This window comes from uncultured Microbulbifer sp. (assembly GCF_947504145.1).
GTDB lineage: Bacteria > Pseudomonadota > Gammaproteobacteria > Pseudomonadales > Cellvibrionaceae > Microbulbifer.
Window position 1 is genome coordinate 169,619 of record NZ_CANNGQ010000002.1, and the last position, 18,200, is coordinate 187,818.

The window sequence follows — 18,200 nt, forward strand, 5'->3', positions numbered from 1 at the left end:
TTGCTTGTAGCACCGTTTTGGTGCTTTCCGTGACTGACTGGCCCCAAATTGGTGCAATTTGCTCTTTTGAGGCGCCAAACTTGGGACTACTGTGGGGGTGTTGTTGCGGTAGGTGGCCGGAAACCGGTGCCTGCGGCCGGATTCAGCACCCCAGAACTCTTCTAAAGCCCGTTTGCCCCAATTTGGCACACTCCTTGCTTCGTCTGTTGCCACAAGATAAAGCGAATTGGCGCAACACATAATTTTTCATTCTTGGAGGACTGAAATGTCAAAGACGCTCGACCTGATCAAAGAGAGCGAAGCGAAGTGGGTAGACCTGCGCTTCACCGATACCAAAGGCAAGGAACAACACGTTTCCATTCCTTCAAAGGAAGTTGACGGCGAGTTCTTTGAAGAAGGCAAGATGTTCGACGGTTCCTCCATCTCCGGCTGGAAGGGCATTAACGAATCCGACATGATCCTGATGCCGGACGACGAGACTTCTTTCCTCGACCCGTTCACCGACGAAGCGACCGTTATCATTCGCTGTAACATCGTCGACCCGATCACCGGCCAGGGCTACGAGCGCGACCCGCGTTCCATCGCACTGCGCGCCGAGGAATACCTGAAGTCCACTGGTTTTGGCGACACCGCGCTGTTCGGTCCGGAGCCCGAGTTCTTCGTATTCGACGACATCACCTGGGGCGCCGAAATGGGCGGTGCTTTCTACAAGATCAATTCCGAAGAAGCGGCCTGGTCTTCCGGTGCTTCCTTCTCCGAAGGCAACATGGGTCACCGCCCGGGCGTGAAAGGCGGTTACTTCCCGGTCCCGCCGGTCGACTCCCTGCACGACGTGCGTGCCGCCATGTGTTCCGCCATGGAAGCCATGGGCCTGGATATCGAAGTGCATCACCACGAAGTGGGTACTGCTGGCCAGTGTGAAATTGGTGTTGGCGCCAACACCCTGACCAAGAAAGCGGACGAAGTTCAGATTCTGAAGTACGCGGTACACAACGTAGCGCACGCTTACGGCAAAACCGCCACCTTCATGCCCAAGCCGCTGGTTGGTGACAACGGTTCCGGCATGCACATCCACATGTCTTTCAGCAAAGACGGCACTAACCAGTTCGCTGGCGACGCCTACGCTGGGCTGTCTGAAACTGCGCTGTACTACGTTGGCGGTATCATCAAGCACGCACGCGCCCTGAACGCGTTTGCGAATGCTTCCACCAACTCTTACAAGCGTCTGGTACCGGGCTTCGAAGCGCCGGTTATCCTGGCCTACTCCGCGCGTAACCGCTCTGCGTCCATTCGCATTCCGTTCGTGCCGAGCCCGAAAGGCAAGCGTATTGAAGCGCGCTTCCCGGATCCCACCGCTAACCCGTACCTGGTGTTCGCAGCCATGCTGATGGCTGGCCTCGACGGCGTTAAGAACAAGATCCACCCTGGCGATCCTGCAGACAAAGACCTGTACGACCTGCCGGCAGAAGAGCTGGCCGAGTACCCGACCGTTGCCTCCAGCCTGGAACAGGCCCTGGAAGCACTGGATCAGGACCGCGCCTTCCTGACCGAAGGTGGTGTATTCACCGACGACGCTATCGACGCGTTCATCGCGCTGAAGCAGGAAGAAGTACAGCGTGTGAACATGACCACTCACCCGGTCGAGTTCGAGCTGTACTACTCGGTATAAGTCGCCCCAGGCGCTTCCGTGTAAAACGGAGTATCATTGGCGCGCCGCCGCCGGATTCTTTCCTCTGGGAGATCTGGTGAGAACGGCGCAAAGATGACGAGAAAGCCCACACCTACCCGGTGTGGGCTTTTTTTATGCCCGTGTCGGGGCTGAGTAGTACGGCTGGGCGGGGTACACTAGCCTTAATTGAGCAACCTAAAACTGAAAGCGAGAGGCAGGAACGCCCATGAACAGGTGGATTGCACTGCTGGCACTCTTGTTGGCCGCGCCCGTGCTGGCGCTGCAGGACGCGGGTGCTGGCGATAAAAAGCCGGCCAGCTCTTCTGGCAGCGTGTACAAGATAGTCGGTCCAGATGGCCGGGTGACTTTTAGCGACAGCCCGCTGGCTGGTGAGAAGGCCGAAAAGGTCGAGATCGGGCCCATCAACGTGCAGCCTATTGCCCCCCGGCAGCCGTTGCGAACCCGCAAGCTCTCGCCGCGCGATGGCGATGACCGCAATGGGAGTGACCAGGGTCCGGTAAATTTTGCCATTGTCAGCCCTGCCAATGGCGCCACCATTCCGCCGGGCCAGCGGTTTATCGTGTTGCAGGTGGCGGTGGATCCGGTGCCGAAGGACGGCTATGAATTTTTCGTGGTGGTGGATGGCCAGCGCTGGTCGGGCACCTCGTCCGGCACCAGCCTGGATATCTCGGCGCTGGAACGGGGAACTCACACCCTGCAGGCCGTGTTGCTGGGCTCCGGCGGCCAGCCTCTGGCGCAGTCCCAGGCCATTGAGGTCTACGTGAAGCGCCCAGGCGGCCAGGTGCCCGATTTCCCTGCTCGCCAGGCTCCGGCGATGCCCAAGGCTCCGCAGGCGCCGGGCCTTAGCCCCAAGCCTCAACCCAGGCGTTAATTTCCTTCAGCGGGCCGCGATGACGCGCGGCCCTGGCCTCCCCCTTGCTCGAGCCCCGTTCTGGGGCCCGAATTGCACAAATTTTGATCTGCGCCCACTTTTGGTGCATGATGGTGCGGCGTCTTCTACCTGCGCCCCCGAACCTTTCCCTTATGCCCGATTTTTTTGCGCCATTTTGGTTTGCTTTTTGCACTGCCATTAGGCGAGCGGAATAAATGAACCAAATCGGAACTCTTGACCTCGGAAGCCTGAATGCTCAACGACCGCCAGCTACGCCTGCTTTTGGACAACCTTACCTCGGCCGTCTTGGTGCTCGACGAGAGCCTGTCGCTGCGTTACCTCAATTCTGCCGCCGAGGACCTGGTTGCTGCATCCAGCACCCGCTCGATCGGATTGCCGCTGGAAGAAGTGGTGCGCGAATCCCGCTCCGCCGAGCAGGCCCTGCGCTCGGCGCTGGCCACTGGCGAGAAATACACCGTGCGGCGGGCCCTGTGGCTGCTGCACAACCTGGAAGAGTGCACCGTGGACTATTCGGTGACACCGCTCACCGAGCTGGGGCTGTTGTTGCTGGAAGTGCAGTCCATGGATCGCCTGCTGCGCATCGCACGAGAGGATGCGCTCATCTCCGCCCAGGAGACCACACGCAATCTGGTGCGGGGCATGGCCCACGAAGTGAAAAATCCCCTCGGTGGAATTCGCGGAGCGGCACAGTTGCTGCAAAGAGAATTGAAGGACCTGACGCAGCCCGAGGGCGAGGATCTGGCGGAATACACCCAGATCATCATTGAAGAGGCCGACCGCCTGCGCAATCTGGTGGACCGGATGTTGGGGCCACGGCAGCCGGTGAAGCTGCAACCGGTCAACGTGCACTCGATAACCGAACGTGTGGCGCAGCTGGTGGAAGCCGAGTGCAATGGCGCCCTGGAGATCAAGCGGGATTACGACCCGTCGATTCCGGATATTCCGGCAGACAGCGAACAGCTGATCCAGGCAGTTTTGAATATTGCGCGCAACGCCATGCAGGCGATTACGGAAAATGTGGGCCTGGGCGATGGCAGCCTGACTATCCGCACCCGGGTGCAACGGCAGTTCACCATCGGCCGCAGGCACTGCGCGCTGGTGTGCCGTATCGACATAGTGGACAACGGACCGGGTATTCCGGAAGACATTCGCGAGCGCATTTTTTACCCGATGATTTCCGGGCGTGCCGAAGGTTCAGGGTTGGGGCTCTCCATTTCCCAGCACATCATCAATCAGCACCGGGGGCTGATCAAATGCGAGAGCGAGCCCGGGCAGACGGAGTTCCAGATTTATCTGCCGCTGGCGAATGAATAGCCACGGCAGAATTGAAGACCTTAGTGACCATTTAAAAATACAACGAACGTAAAACGCAGGCCGGAAAACTACTATGAACAATCGCGTTTGGATCATTGATGACGACCGCTCCATCCGCTGGGTACTGGAGCGCGCTCTGTCTCGTGCGGGCATCGACACCACCTGCTACGAAAATGGCGACCGCGCCCTGGATGACTTTTATAGCGAATCACCGGACGTGGTGATCAGCGATATCCGTATGCCGGGGTCCGACGGTTTCAAATTGTTGCAGCGCTTCCAGGCCGAGCGGCCGGAATTACCGATTATCATCATGACCGCACACTCGGATCTCGATAGTGCGGTGGCTGCGTATCAAGGTGGTGCTTTCGAGTACCTGCCCAAACCGTTTGATGTGGACGAAGCGGTTGCTGTTACCCGTCGCGCCCTTGCGCATGCCAACGAGCAGCAGCCGGAAGAACCGGTCATCATCGAAAACGGCACCGCCAACAAGGAAATCATTGGCGAAGCGCCGGCGATGCAGGAAGTGTTCCGGGCCATCGGCCGCCTGTCTCACTCCAACATCACCGTATTGATCAATGGTGAATCCGGTACCGGTAAAGAGCTGGTGGCGGCCGCGCTGCATAACCATAGCCCGCGCAAGAACCAACCGTTTATTGCACTCAATATGGCGGCGATTCCCAAGGACCTGATGGAATCCGAATTGTTCGGCCATGAAAAAGGCGCATTTACCGGCGCCACTGCCCAGCGCGCCGGCCGCTTCGAGCAGGCCAATGGCGGTACATTATTCCTCGATGAAATCGGGGACATGCCCGCGGAGACGCAAACCCGTCTGCTGCGGGTACTGGCAGACGGGGAGTTTTATCGGGTGGGCGGCCACACCCCGGTAAAAGTTGATGTCCGTATTATTGCCGCTACACACCAGGATCTGGAGCGCCTGGTCGAAGAGCACAAGTTCCGCGAAGACCTTTTTCACCGCCTCAATGTCATCCGCATTCATATCCCCCGTCTCGCCGATCGCCGCGAGGACATCCCGCGCCTGGTGCGCCACTTCTTCAACAGCGCCGCCAAGGATCTCGGGGTAGAGCCCAAAATCCTGCTGAAAGAAACCGAAGAATACCTCTCTGGCCTGGACTGGCCGGGCAATGTGCGCCAGCTGGAAAATACCTGCCGTTGGATTACCGTTATGGGATCTGGCCGCGAAGTCCTGGTGGACGACCTGCCGCCAGAACTTCACCAGCAGGGTGCTACCAGTGAAGCGCCACAGGACTGGCAGAAAGCCCTGCGCCTGTGGGCCGACCAGGCACTGGCCACTGGGCAGCGGGAAATCCTCAGTGAAGCGGTACCCGCCTTCGAGCGCGCCCTGATCGAAATTGCCCTCAAACACACCGCTGGCCGCAAACGCGATGCCGCAGAACTCCTGGGCTGGGGGCGCAATACGCTGACACGCAAGCTGAAAGAACTGGGTATGAATGGCGCCGATGACTAGCGCGTGTGACGTTAGACCCACCAATGAAATCGCCGGTACGCGCGCGGCCCCGCCGCGCCGTACCGCCGCACCCTTCCTGCGCCAGGTGCTCCCTCCCCGCTAACTTCCTGTCCCTTCCTGCCAGCTCAAATCACGCTCAAGTATCCATGGTTCTGGGCTGACAGAGCTCTCTACTATGCTTTCAAGGTATTACCGCCGAAGGCATGGTTGAGGAGTCTTTCGTGCATCGACCAAATGGATTCACGGACGTGAAAACCCCGAATACGGCGTATACCCCGCCACACTCATCTTCAGTTTGGTGAACCTGGGGGCGGATTTTGTTTAAATGCGCCAACTTAATTTTCAGGAAAGCCTCACATGAGTGACCTACCCAATTGTCCCCAGTGCAAGTCAACCTACACATACGAAGATCGAAGCCTGTTTGTATGTCCAGAATGCGGGCATGAATGGTCGGGCAGCGAGGCAGAATTGGGGGCGGAGGACGGCCTTAAGATCAGTGATGCCAACGGCAATCCATTGGCCGACGGCGATACGGTTACGGTAATCAAAGATCTGAAGGTGAAAGGTTCGTCGTCGGTGGTGAAGGTGGGCACCAAAGTAAAGAATATCCGGCTGGTGGAGGGAGATCACGATATCGACTGCAAGATTGATGGTATCGGGCCGATGAAGTTGAAGTCGGAGTTTGTAAAAAAAGCCTGACTACCAATTTCTGATCAACGTGGGATTTCAAGGATGAAAGACGTTGCACTGATTACCCTTCACGGTATGGGTAAGGTGGACTGGCACTACCACAGTGAGCTGGAAAACCGGCTGCGGAATGACCTTGGTGCCGACTGGGAACGGGTTTCCTTCAAAGTGGTGAATTATGCCTATTTCCTGCAGCAGCCTCAGAATATTCTCTGGGAGCGGATGCTGCGGGATACGGACAATGAACTGGACGCTACCCGTTTGCGCAAATTCCTGCTGTTTGGATTTGGCGATGCTGCCGCGCTCGAGTACAGCGCGCGCCAGGCGGGCCCAAATACCAAGTACCTACAGGTGCAGCGGGAAATTCAGGCGCAACTGAGCCAGGCGTTTGAGGAGCTTGGGCGCGACCACCGCAAACCGGTGGTGATTATCGCCCAGTCCCTCGGTTGCCAGGTGATCTCCAGCTACCTGTGGGATGCCGGTACCGGAAAATATATTTTCGAGAGCATGGCGGGTATCGACGCGGGCGAGCGCGAATTTGTAAAGCTGCGATCTCTGCGCAACCTGGTAACTACCGGTTGCAATATTCCCATTTTTGCCTCTGGGCTAGACCGCCCTACCTGCTTTGACCGCCCCAACCCGCAGTTCCAGTGGGATAACTACTACGATGCTGACGACGTGCTGGGTTGGCCAATGAACCAGCTGGGCAACACCTATCACTTTGTGCGCGATCACCCCATCAATGCGGGCAACCTGCTGACTTCCTGGAACCCGCTCAGTCATACCGGCTACTGGAGTGACGACGACGTTTTGCTCCCGCTAGCGGAAAAGTTGCGCCAGCTGTTAACAGCAACTACTTGACGGTCCCCGGCCATGATTGCTGACGAACTGTTTCATTCGATTCCGCTGGCGGTGATTTATGTCTTCACCGTTCTGCTGGTGCTTTCTACCATGGGCTTCGGTCTGGTGCTGGGGCGCCACTATATCCGATCGCAGGGCGCGGAAAAGGAGACCTCGATTGGTAGCACGGTTACGGCCACCCTGGGCCTGCTCGCCTTCCTGCTGGCATTTACTTTTAATATGACGGCGAGCCGTTATAGCGATCGCAAAGCGCTATTGCTGGACGAGGTGAATGCCATCCACACCGCGTACCTGCATGCAGACTTTCTCAAGCCGGAAGCGGCGCGCAAAGCCAAACGACTATTGATTGACTACGCCGAGTTGCGGGACTTTGATCCGAAAGTGGATGAGATAACCCCGGAGGCGCTGGCAGAGAGTGTTGCGATTCAGGCTCAACTTTGGAAAATCATCGATCAGCACGTATCGGAAAAACACGACGCCGGTTATCTGCGCCACTTTGTTGAACCGGTCACCAGTATCATCAACTCACACAATTCCCGCATTGTGGTGGGCCTCGAAGATCGAATACCGGGGCCAATATGGATTGCGCTTTACTTTCTGACCGGGCTCTCCATGCTGGCGATCGGGTTCCAGTTCGGTGTCAGCCGGGGTGGGTCGATGCAGTTGGCGTTTACCCTCGGGCTGACCTTTGCCACGGTCATCTTGTTGATTGCAGATCTGGACCGGGCAACGGAAGGGGTGATCATTATCGATCAAACACCGATGGCGCAGATGCACCTCATCCTGCAGGAGTCCAGTCGAAACCGGTAGGGATGGTCAGCATCGCAGGTGCAAAAATACGGAGCCCGCTTGATAGTTGTGCGGGCCCGGATTATGCACGTCAGGGCGGATCTGAGCGGGCTTCGCCAGACGATTTGACGTCGTCGATCGGCGAGACGGTTCTCGGTGGGATCAGCGGTTCGCCGTCGGCAATAAACTCGCGCATAAAGATTTCCCAGAACGCCATAAACAGCGCGGCCAGCAATGGGCCAATGGCGAAGCCGCTGATGCCGAACATGAATAGGCCGCCAACGGTGGAAAACAGCACGATATAGTCCGGAAGCTTGGTGTCACGTCCCACCAGAATCGGGCGCAGAATATTGTCCACCAGGCTGATTACCGCGACCCCGTAGACCATCAATACGGTGGCTTTCACCGAATCCCCTGTAGCGTATAGATAAAGAGCCGCGGGGAACCAGATGATGGCCGCACCCACGGCGGGCAGTAGCGAGAGTACCGTCATCACCACACCCCACAGCAGTGGTGCGGGCAGTCCCAGTATCCAGAAAATGATCCCGCCCAGCGTGCCCTGAGTAACGGCCACCACCAGGTTGCCCTTGATGGTGGCGCGGGTGACTTCGGCAAATTTTGCCAGCAGCAGCTTTTCCCGCTCGTCACCCAGAGGCAGCGCGCGGATGAGCAGCGCAACTAGAGCATTACCATCGCGAATCAGGAAGAATGTCAGATACAGCATCAGGCCGAGGCTGACAAAAAAGTTCAGGGTGTTCTGGCCGAGCGCCAGGGCATTTTTGGCGATCAGGCTGCCGGCGGTCATCAGCCCGCCGAGAAGGCGTTCCTTCAGTCCATCGAAGTCCATGCCGACGCGTTCCAGCGCCGCATTAATACCCGGGAAGGCGGCGCGCACCTGTTCTACCTTGGCGCCGAGATTGATTTCCCCTGACTGCACCTTCTGGTAGAGGTTGGCCACCTCACTGATGAACGAGCTCGCTACCGCCAATACCGGAATAACCACCACGACGATACACAAAAGCAGGGTCGCCAGTGCAGTCAGGTTGGGCCAGCGGGGAAAGCGATTGAGCAGGTAGCGGTACAGGGGGTGGAAGATCAGCGCGACCGCGCAGGCCCAGAAGATGGCGATGAAAAACGGCTTCAGAAGAAAGCCGAAGGCAATGGTCACCAGCAACAGGGTGAAGATAAACGAGCGTCTTTCCAGTCTTTCCTGCACCGGAGCGTCCTTGATTGTTGTTATGTGGGTGGGATTATCGAATCAGGGGCTATGAAAACAGATAGCCTCGGGGTTTACCAGCGGCGGTAACCACAGGTGTCCACATGAAAGCGGATACCACTGTAGATGCCGAGGCCCATGTTCCATTTGCGCCCGACTTTTTTGTGGATGCGGCGCAGCTTGGGTAGCAGCTGTTTGCGGGTGTATTCATCCTCGGGAATCATGTCGAGACCGCAGAAATGCATGTGCTTACTGGTGCGCGCGCCGCCGGCTTTGGCGTTGTAGCGCGCGGTGCGCCAGCCCGATAGCACAATCACCGGGCCGATTTCCGGGATGATGTAATTCTTCAGTACCTTGAGGGTGTCCACCATGGTTTCCCAGGTATCTTCCGGCGGTATGGAAAACGGTGGTTCGTCAATCTCCTGCCAGTCGGTGCCCTGCCGCATTAGCTCGTAAGGTGGCACCACGTCGTTGACATGATTGATCTCGAGAAAGTGCTCCAGCTTCTCGAACTTTGCCCGGTTGTCATTTTCATCGAGAAATTTTTCAAAAGCGACGGCCGTGGCCGCGGTGTAGCCTTTGATGCGGTAAATAAGCGGCACATCCGGATCAACCGGCTCCGGCTCGATATGCTCCACCGGGCTGACAATACGCTCCGCCAGCTCGCGCGCTTTTTCCACGGTGAGCACCACCAGTATCAGGGAGCCAATCAGCACCAGCGCGACGATCCAGATCACCCGGCGTCGCTCGATATGGATGTCGATAAACTCGTGATCCGGACTTTCTTTGATATCCATGCCGCTGACTACCCAACTACATTAAACAGCTAACAAAAAATCGCTCGCGCATCGGTTACCAGCGGCGGAATCCGCAGGTGTCCACGTGGAAACGCACCCCACTGTATATCCCCAGCCCCATATGGCTTTCTGGGCCCAGGCGGGCGTGCAGGTTGTTCAGTTCCTCAATCAGCTCCTTGCGGCTGATATTGGAGCGCGGCACCAAATCCAGCCCGCAGAAGGTCTTGTGTTTGCTCTTTTTCGAGCCGCCCGCTTTCTGGTTGTAATGATCGGTGCGAAATGCGGAGACCACATCCACCGGGCCGATACTGGGTACCAGCTCATCGCGAATCAGTTTCAACGTGGCGACCATATTTGGCCAGTAGTCCCGCGGTGGAATGGCAAAGGGCGGTTCGTCGATATCCAGCCAGTCCGATCCCTGGCGCAACAGGTTTTCCGGCTCCGTCGCATTGCCGACGCCGGCTTCTTTCAGAAACTGAGCCAGCTGCTTGAACTCGCTTCGATTGCGGCGCTGGCGCAGAAACTGATTGAGGCTGGCGTGTGTGGCTACGCGGTAGCCTTGCAGTTCGTTGTAGGGCTTTTCCTGCGCCTTGAAGTACAGGTAGAGCCACAGCAGGAGCAGCAGTAGCAGCAACAACAGGGCGACGCCGACCACGACCCACCAGTTGGTCTGCTGGCTCGGCGGCAGGTGGTCGTAGCGGCGCTTGGCTCTGTTAAAAGGATTGCCCAATGGCATACCGGCAGCCTGATTTCCCATAGTCGATTGCTGGTTCCCGGGTGCTCCGCCGGGGTTGTTCGACGGAGAGGGGTCTCTTATGACTATAGCCATCTGAGGGTTGGGCGTCGGGCACAAAAAAGGCGATCCGAAGATCGCCTTGGGGTGGCGGTCGCGAGGCCGCCGGGGGGGAATCTAGCTGTCAGGCCTTGGGGCCGGCGGCCTTGATCTCGTCGCTGACAGCGAACTTCTCGATATTGTCGGCGAAGAGTGCAGCCAGTTTGCTGGCGGCGCTGTCATAGGCGCCGCTATCGGCCCAGGCGTCGCGCGGATTCAGGTAGGACTTGTCCACACCCGGCACCGCAGCGGGGATTTCCAGATTCATGGTATCCAGGTGCACGGTGTCGGTGTTTTCCAGTGCGCCGCTCTGGATGGCGGCGATCACCGCGCGGGTCACCGGAATCGGGAAGCGTTTGCCCTTCTCGCCGGAGCCGCCGGTCCAGCCGGTGTTCACCAGGTAGACTCGGGAATCGAAATCGTCGATGCGCTTCATCAGCAGGTCAGCGTATTCCCGCGGTGCGCGCGGCATGAAGGGCGCGCCGAAGCAGGTGGAGAAGGTGGGGTGGATACCCGCTTCCGCACCCAGCTCGGTGGAGCCGACCCGTGCTGTGTAGCCCGACAGGAAGTGGTAGGCCGCAGCTTCTTTGGACAGGATGGATACTGGCGGCAGAACACCGGTCACGTCGCAGGTCAGGAAGATCACGTTCTTCGGTTCGCCGGCGCGGTTTTCCAGCTGGCGCATTTCTACGTGCTCCAGCGGGTAGGAGCAGCGGCCATTCTCGGTGAGGCTGGTGTCGTCGTAATCGGGCACGCCGGCATCGTCGGTCACCACGTTTTCGACGATGGCGCCAAAGCGGATGGCGTCCCAGATGACAGGCTCGTTCTTCTGGCTGAGGTTGATGGTCTTGGCGTAGCAGCCACCTTCCATATTGAACACGCCGCCCTTGGCCCAACCGTGCTCGTCGTCGCCGATCAGGTAGCGTTCCGGGTCTGCGGACAGGGTGGTCTTACCGGTGCCGGAGAGGCCGAAGAACAGGCACACATCGCCGTCTTTGCCCACATTCGCCGCGCAGTGCATCGGCATCACATCTTTTTCCGGCAGCAGGAAGTTCTGCACCGAGAACATGGCTTTCTTCATCTCACCGGCGTAGCGCATACCAGCCAGCAATACCTTGCGCTGGGCGAAGTTGATGATCACGCAGCCTTCGGAATTGGTGCCGTCGCGGGACGGATCGCACTCAAAGTTCGCGGCGTGCAGGATGCGCCACTCTTCCTTGCCCTTGGGGTTGTACTTGTCGGTGCGGATAAACATGTTGCGACCGAACAGGTTGTGCCAGGCGGTCTGGGTGGTGACTTTCACGGGGATATAGTGGTCTTCGTCCTGACCGACATGCAGTTGCTGGACGAAGCTGTCGTGGCTGGCAACGAAATCTTCAACGCGGGCCCAGAGGGCGTCGAACTTTTCCGCGGGGAACGGGCGGTTGACGCTGCCCCACTCGATGTTGTCGGCAGTGGATGCTTCTTCCACCACGAAACGGTCCGCGGGAGAACGGCCGGTGCGAGAACCGGTTACTGCCAGAAGTGCACCGGTATGCGTGAGGTGGCCTTCGCCGCGCTGCAGCGCCTGTTCGACCAGTTGTGCTGCTGACAGATTGGAGAACGCCTGCACCATCTCGTTTTGCTGTGCCATTCGCTTATTACCCATGAAAGTTGTATCACTGAAATAAATAGTAGGGGGTGCCGCCCGGGTTTGCGATAAATAGCCGCGGGCTATTACCGTGCCAAGCTGGCTGGCGCGCGCATTATGGCAAACTTCAAATTCTGTTCACAGGAAAAACAGTATAAATTTTGATCTAAAACAGCGTTGTCAGGGAAATTTTTTGCGAAATTTTATTCAAAATGATGATGTAGTTTTTTTACTTCATAATTTTAGGGAATATTGGGTGTTCTGTAGTTTTTACTACAGTCAGTTTCAGGGAGGGGCGGGGCAGGACGGGATGAGTATGCGGGCACCCGAAACGAAAAAACGCGCCAGGTGGGCGCGTTCGCGTTTGGACGGTGCTCTGATGTAGGGGCGCAGGCGACGATGACGATGCCGGGTATTACTTGCTGAGACCTTCAAAAACAGGATGTTTTTGCAGAGCCCCCAAGGATGGGTTCACGGCGTGTCTCAGCAAGTAATACCCGACATCGTCGCCGCCACATGACCAATCAATGCAACGTGTGCGGCGGGGCGTTGAACAGCTCTTCGACCTTGTCGCGGTCAAATTTATAAGTCTGGTTGCAGAACTGGCAGTCTGCGGTGATCTCGCCGCCCTGTTCTTCCAGCAGCTGGTACACATCCTCTGGGCCCATGGCGATTAGCGCGCGGGCACTGCGTTCGGCGGAGCAACTGCACTTGAAGCGGATATTTGCCGTGCCCAGGCTCGCCGGTTCCATTTCGTGAAACAGGCGCACCAGCAGCTCGTCATGGGGCAGGTTGTGCAACTCCTCGGCGGTGACCGTGGAAGCGAGGTGCACACCGGTCTCCCAGGCGTCCGCGTTTTCCACCGCAGTGGCGGCATTGTTACCGGGCAGTACCTGCAACATGATGCCGCCCACGGTATCCGGGCTCGATTCGATCCAGAAACGGGTCTGTAGTTGCTCTGACTGGGTGAAGTAATCCTCCAGGCACTCCGCCAGGGTATCTTTCTCCAGCGGCACAATGCCCTGGTAGCGTTCGCCCTCCTGCGGATCCACGGTAATCACCAGGGCGCCGCGGTTGCCCACCAGCTCGCGCAGGGTCGCGGTCTCTTTGATCTCTGCCCCTTCCGCCACGCGCGCCAGGCCGCGCACGTCGCTGTGGTGGGTGCACTCGGCCACCAGCAAGGGTACATCGCCCTCGCCGCGGGCCTGCAACATCAGCACCCCCTCAAACTTGAGGGTGGTGGAAAGCAGGCAGGCGGCGGCCAGAAACTCGCCCAGCAGTTGCTTGACCGGTAGCGGCAGCGGATTGTGCTCCAGCACCTCCCGGTAGGCATCGGTAAGCGTGACCAGCTGGCCGCGAATATCGTGCTTGGAGAAGATGAAGCGTTCCAACTGGTCCGACATGGGAAAGTGCCTCGTTGATGATCGGGAGGGGGAAATTGAGGGTGGCGATTTTAGTGCCTGATTGGGTGTCTGTCGCGCCCAAATACACTGGTGTTACAGGATAGTGAGTGCGAACGGGAGATGGTTGGCGGGAGGGGCGGGGGCTAACCGCAATACTGGCGGACCTGCGCTTCCAGCTTGCGCGCCTCTACCACCCGCTGGCGCTCGCTGATGGTGGACTCGTTGCCCTCGGCATCCACAAAGTACACCGGCCCCTTGAGAATTTTGAGTTGCTTGCGCGCACGGGCGCAGGCGATCTGCTGCTGGCGGCGGGCCCTGGATTGCTCGGACTGTTTCCGTGCGGCGTACTCCCGCTCGAGCTGTTTTGCGCGCTGGCTGTCGGGGAAGTCCTGTTTGCGGGTGGGGTCGGCGCTGTTGACCGGTTTCAGCTGGCCCTCCAGAGACTCCGCCTTGGCTTCCAGCGGTGGCCGGTCGCCGAAGTGCACCTTACCGTCTTCGTCCACCCAGCGGTACAGTTCGCTGGCGCTGGTATTCGCTGCCAGCAGCGCACAGCCCAGAATCATCAGTCGGCAAAACATCCCTGTTCCCTTCCCCATCAAAAAATACGGTGTTTTTTATCTGTTGGCGCGGCCGCGGCCGCTACTGCACCTGCCCCAGCTCTTCCTGTGCTTCCCGTTCCGCCAGGGTACTGAACAGCCCCTGCGAGTGACGCTCGGGAATCTGGTAGGTCTGCAGAATAAACGGCTGCTGCTCCCCGGCGGCAGCGGCGTCCAGCACCATGCGGTAGCCGGCGCTGTCTTTCAGCTCCACGAAGCCCTGCTGGGATGACTCCATCAACTGGGCAAACTGCTGGAAGTCGTTGATTTTCTCGCCGTTGACCGATTCGATGATCCAGTTCTTCCAGTCGTGATAGCCCAGGTTCACTGGCGCCGGCAGTACCTTGAGGGCGACTACCAGCTCCTGCTGTTCCGGGCTGGACCACTGGTTGCGCGCGTAGAGGTATTCGATGGGGGCTTTGGAGTGCCAGTTGCTGCCCCAGCGTTTGATCAGGTTCATATTCAGCGGCACAAACACCACACCGCCGTAGATGTAATAGCGCGGGCGCTGGTCAAACTTTTCTCCCTGCACCAGTGAGCGCGAGGGCGGTGTCGCTTCCAATACGATCTCGGCATCCAGGATCTCGCCATCGCGGGCGATCCGCACCGGCAGCTTGTCGCCCACATGGTATTTGTCCACGGCGAAGTGGTAATTGGTGCGCTGGTTCTCACGCCACTCGATGGTGCGATCTGCGGCAATATCAAAACCGTCCACCTGCAGCAGCACGTCCCCGGGTTTCAGTACCTGTGCGGCTGGTGCATCGACAAACACCCGCACCACCAGCGCGCCTTCCTGGTCTTCTGTCAGGCCCGCGGCGGCTTTCATGGAGGGGCTCTCCAGGCTCTGGGTCACGGCACCAAATTCCGGGAATCCTTGGTGAACGCCATCTTTTGCATCTTCCAGCACGTGGCTGATCACGCTCGGTGGCACAAAGTAACCGAGGTTCTCGGCGCCCTTGCTGTGGTTGGTTTGCATCGCCACACCGACGATGCGCCCATCGGAAATCACCGGCCCGCCGCTGTTGCCGGGGTTGATGGCAGCGTCGATCTGCCCGGCCATCAGGTAGCTCTCGGCGTGGGCGTAGTACTGGTGTTCGACACGGGACAGGACACCGCGGGTAATCGACAGGGATTTCCCGCCGATGGGGTAGCCGTAGACGGTCACTTCTTCCTGCAGGTCGGGCAGTTTGCCGAGGGTGAGTGGCCGGGTGTCGTCGAAGAAGCTCTCGTCCTCAACGGTGAGCAGGGCGAGGTCGGCATCGTGGGACACGAAAGTGACCCGTGCGCGAAACTTCTGCGCATCGCCGTGACGCTGTACCTGGATAAAGCTGCCGTTGGCGATCACGTGGGCGTTGGTGAGGATCCGCTGGCCTTTGATCACGGCGCCGGAGCCGGACAGCTGCTGGGCGTTGAGCAGGGCCCAGGGATTGAAGTAGTCGGGGGCGGCGGCGGTGGTGTAGATCTTGATGATCGAGCGTTTCAGCTGCTCCCGCTCGCGGTTGTCGGCGTTGGCAGCCTGGGAGAAGCAGAGGATCAGCAGGCAGAAAGTCAGCAGGTGTTTCATTGCGGCTTCTTGGTTATTCGTTGGTTTGGGGCAGTTTAGCACTTTGGCGGGTTTGTGCTCTGTTTGGCCTGCAGTGGCGGTCGGGTACCGGGTGGCCCTTTTCAGGACCGCTGTGTATACATCCCTGTACGCTGCGGCGGCGACGTCCCTGTCGCCGACGCTCCTGAAAAGGGCCACCCGGTACCCAACCTTCGCTTCTGACTTATTTATTTAGTCCAGGATCGAGTCTGGGATAACACTGCCAATTCGGACGCGTCATACCGGGCTTGACCAGGTATCGATAGGGATTGGCAGAGCGCCAGCTAATCCTGTGATTCGCGCAGGAACCTGTGAATCTGACGGCGCTGTTTTTTGTTCGGGCGGTCGTGGGAGATGTTGGCGTTGCTGGCCTTACGGTCCGCGGCGAACTGCTCGCGTTTGGCCAGGCTGTCTTCGGTTTCCCGATACAGCGTCTGCGCAATTTCCGCACCACGGCGCTGATCGGAAAGCGCGATCACTTCCACCACTTTTTCATCCCATCCCTGGCGGATGGTGAGCAGCATGCCGGTGGCGATGTCTTTGCTGGCTTTCACCCGCTGGCCATTGGCGTGCACCTTGCCGCCTTCGATGGCCTGCTTGGCGATGCTGCGGGTTTTATAGAAACGCGCGGCCCAGAGCCATTTATCAATACGTACTTTTTCCATCGATCTATTTCAGAACCCGTTCAGAGCGAATAGCGCTACGAAGTACAAAACTCAGAAGCGAAGGTGGGGTGCCGGGTGCGGGTTTTCAGGAGCGTCGCAAACAGGATGTTTGCGCCGCAGCGCCCAGGGATGGGTTTACAGCGGTCCTGAAAACCCGCACCCGGTGCCCCGCCGCCACCAAAGGACACCCGAAGGCGGTACGCGGACTTAGCGAACCCCGGCACCCAAAATTTCATCAAAATCGAATATCGCCGGAAACTCGGTAATTTCCCGCGCGGGGTTCTTGCTGTCCGGCTGGCGAATACACAGCAAGTGTTCGATGCCGTACTCCCGCGCGGCCCCCAACACATGTAGGTTGTCGTCTACAAACAGGGTGCGCGCGGGGTCGAAGGGCTGGCGTTCCTGAAGTGAATGCCAGAACAGCGTGCTCTCTTTCGCGTGTCCCAGATCGTGGGAGGAAACGATTTCATCCAGCCACAGATCGATACCGGTAATCTCCAGCTTGTGGCTCAGACCGTCCGGGTGGGCATTGGTGACCAGTAAGGCACGTTTTTTCATAACGCGCAGGCTGCGCAGGAAATTGTCCGTGTGTGGACGCAGCGCAATACGGTCCTCGATTTCGCGATAGATCGCCGGCACATCCAGTTTCAGGGCATTGGACCAGTGGTGCAGGCAATACCAGTCTAGAGTGCCCTGCAACTCATCGGTCATCCGGATCACCAGCGCCTGCGCTTCCGTGACCGGGATACCGTTGGCCTCCGCGTAGCGCAGGGGCAGGTGCTCCATCCAGAAATGGTTGTCGTAATGCAGATCCAGCAGGGTGCCGTCCATATCCAGAAGCACCGTATCGATCCGACTCCAATCCAGCATAAATCCGTCCAGTTACCGCCCGATTGGGCAGTTGGTCAAAAAAACGCCGGCTATTATGCCCCTAAGCCCGGCGTGCCGCCAAATCCGCGCGGATCAGGCCTGTCACCAGCAGCGCCTGAGCAGCGTAGTAGGTCAGCATGATCCAGGTACCAGAGAGCGGAATCGGGTCGACGAAGCGATTCAGTGCGATCAGCGCGTCGGAAATCATAAAGGTCAGCGCTCCGGCAAACAGCAGCGAAGAACCGCTGCGATGGGCTGCCGCAGACAGCGCCATAAACACGATAGCCATCACGTAGAACACCACCGGCAGTGCCATCTCGCCGGCGTTGGGGAGTACCTGCCGCGCCAGTAACAGCGCCGCCAGTACCACCGCTATGCCGCGCAGGGCGAAGCGTCGGCTGCCGAGTTCCGCCGCGCGCAGAAAGTTGCCCGCATACGTCAGTTGCGCCAGTAGAAACGCCCCCAGGCCGAACACAAAATGATTGGCGAATGGAATCGCCAGCAATACATCTCCGGTGGCCGAAAATAGCAGTGCCGCCACCGTCAGAGTGCGCCCGAGACCGCTCAGGTGCGTTGCCGCAAGCCAGACCAGAGTGAGAATCGGCACTATCTTCAGTGCTGCCATCCACAGAGCCTCGATGCCGGCGGCATCCAGCCCCATATAAAGCGTGGCGCCCAGGGCAAAGAGTGCGCCGGGCGTGGAAATTGACAGTCGGTTTTCCGGCTGTAGGGATTCGGATTGTGTTGTCATCGCTGCCTCGGACATAGTGATCTCCAGTTTTCTTATTCTATTTTTTATCTTTGCAAGTCTTGCGAGTATTCTTGCGAGTATTCGTCAAAGCGGCTGGCGGTTCAATCCACTGGTTCGCGAACTTTACAACGAGCGACAA

At 58.5% G+C, this 18,200-nt stretch carries 17 protein-coding genes; 7 read left to right on the forward strand and 10 right to left on the reverse strand.

The window, feature by feature from the left end:
• Window positions 1–265 precede the first annotated feature (265 nt).
• The 7 genes from glnA to Q1A74_RS07305 all read left to right on the forward strand — a co-directional run bounded on the left by glnA (window position 266) and on the right by Q1A74_RS07305 (window position 7,740).
• Window positions 266–1,669, forward strand: coding sequence for a glutamate--ammonia ligase (gene glnA, locus Q1A74_RS07275; RefSeq protein WP_299594189.1), 1,404 nt, complete (start codon window positions 266–268; stop codon window positions 1,667–1,669).
• Window positions 1,670–1,895: 226 nt separating this feature from the next.
• Window positions 1,896–2,561: a DUF4124 domain-containing protein gene (locus Q1A74_RS07280; protein WP_299594191.1), complete on the forward strand. Its 666-nt coding sequence runs from the start codon at window positions 1,896–1,898 to the stop codon at window positions 2,559–2,561.
• A gap of 252 nt (window positions 2,562–2,813) precedes the next feature.
• Window positions 2,814–3,896, forward strand: a complete 1,083-nt coding sequence (gene glnL / locus Q1A74_RS07285) for a nitrogen regulation protein NR(II) (RefSeq protein ID WP_299594193.1) — start codon at window positions 2,814–2,816, stop codon at window positions 3,894–3,896.
• 73 nt (window positions 3,897–3,969) lie between these two features.
• Window positions 3,970–5,382 (forward strand): nitrogen regulation protein NR(I), encoded by a 1,413-nt coding sequence (glnG, locus tag Q1A74_RS07290; RefSeq protein WP_299594195.1) that lies wholly within the window; start codon window positions 3,970–3,972, stop codon window positions 5,380–5,382.
• A gap of 357 nt (window positions 5,383–5,739) precedes the next feature.
• Complete coding sequence (locus Q1A74_RS07295; protein WP_299594197.1) at window positions 5,740–6,081, forward strand: zinc ribbon domain-containing protein YjdM; 342 nt, start codon at window positions 5,740–5,742, stop codon at window positions 6,079–6,081.
• 33 nt (window positions 6,082–6,114) lie between these two features.
• Window positions 6,115–6,930, forward strand: coding sequence for a hypothetical protein (locus tag Q1A74_RS07300; protein ID WP_299594199.1), 816 nt, complete (start codon window positions 6,115–6,117; stop codon window positions 6,928–6,930).
• 12 nt (window positions 6,931–6,942) lie between these two features.
• On the forward strand, window positions 6,943–7,740 hold the full coding sequence (locus Q1A74_RS07305) for a hypothetical protein (RefSeq protein WP_299594201.1): 798 nt from the start codon (window positions 6,943–6,945) through the stop codon (window positions 7,738–7,740).
• Between the two features lie 70 nt (window positions 7,741–7,810).
• Here Q1A74_RS07305 and Q1A74_RS07310 read toward each other — a convergent pair whose 3' ends face one another.
• From Q1A74_RS07310 to Q1A74_RS07355, 10 genes are all read right to left on the reverse strand, one after another.
• Window positions 7,811–8,935, reverse strand: a complete 1,125-nt coding sequence (locus tag Q1A74_RS07310) for an AI-2E family transporter (RefSeq protein WP_299594203.1) — start codon at window positions 8,933–8,935, stop codon at window positions 7,811–7,813.
• A gap of 74 nt (window positions 8,936–9,009) precedes the next feature.
• Complete coding sequence (locus tag Q1A74_RS07315) at window positions 9,010–9,732, reverse strand: D-Ala-D-Ala carboxypeptidase family metallohydrolase (RefSeq protein WP_299594205.1); 723 nt, start codon at window positions 9,730–9,732, stop codon at window positions 9,010–9,012.
• 55 nt (window positions 9,733–9,787) lie between these two features.
• Window positions 9,788–10,489, reverse strand: a complete 702-nt coding sequence (locus Q1A74_RS07320; protein ID WP_299594207.1) for a D-Ala-D-Ala carboxypeptidase family metallohydrolase — start codon at window positions 10,487–10,489, stop codon at window positions 9,788–9,790.
• 160 nt (window positions 10,490–10,649) lie between these two features.
• Entirely contained in the window at window positions 10,650–12,197 is a 1,548-nt protein-coding gene (locus Q1A74_RS07325) for a phosphoenolpyruvate carboxykinase (protein ID WP_299594209.1), read from the reverse strand.
• 521 nt (window positions 12,198–12,718) lie between these two features.
• The gene (hslO, locus tag Q1A74_RS07330; protein WP_299594211.1) at window positions 12,719–13,597 is read right to left on the reverse strand and encodes an Hsp33 family molecular chaperone HslO; all 879 of its coding nucleotides are present in this window, start codon (window positions 13,595–13,597) and stop codon (window positions 12,719–12,721) included.
• Window positions 13,598–13,740: 143 nt separating this feature from the next.
• Window positions 13,741–14,175 (reverse strand): DUF4124 domain-containing protein, encoded by a 435-nt coding sequence (locus Q1A74_RS07335; RefSeq protein WP_299594212.1) that lies wholly within the window; start codon window positions 14,173–14,175, stop codon window positions 13,741–13,743.
• A 61-nt stretch (window positions 14,176–14,236) separates the two neighbouring features.
• A complete protein-coding gene (locus Q1A74_RS07340) occupies window positions 14,237–15,757 on the reverse strand; it encodes a serine protease (RefSeq protein ID WP_299594214.1) in 1,521 nt (506 codons plus the stop codon).
• A 302-nt stretch (window positions 15,758–16,059) separates the two neighbouring features.
• The gene (locus Q1A74_RS07345) at window positions 16,060–16,440 is read right to left on the reverse strand and encodes a S4 domain-containing protein (RefSeq protein ID WP_299594216.1); all 381 of its coding nucleotides are present in this window, start codon (window positions 16,438–16,440) and stop codon (window positions 16,060–16,062) included.
• A 207-nt stretch (window positions 16,441–16,647) separates the two neighbouring features.
• On the reverse strand, window positions 16,648–17,310 hold the full coding sequence (gene yrfG / locus Q1A74_RS07350) for a GMP/IMP nucleotidase (RefSeq protein WP_299594218.1): 663 nt from the start codon (window positions 17,308–17,310) through the stop codon (window positions 16,648–16,650).
• A gap of 61 nt (window positions 17,311–17,371) precedes the next feature.
• Complete coding sequence (locus Q1A74_RS07355) at window positions 17,372–18,076, reverse strand: lysoplasmalogenase (RefSeq protein WP_299594220.1); 705 nt, start codon at window positions 18,074–18,076, stop codon at window positions 17,372–17,374.
• Between the last annotated feature and the right edge of the window lie 124 nt (window positions 18,077–18,200).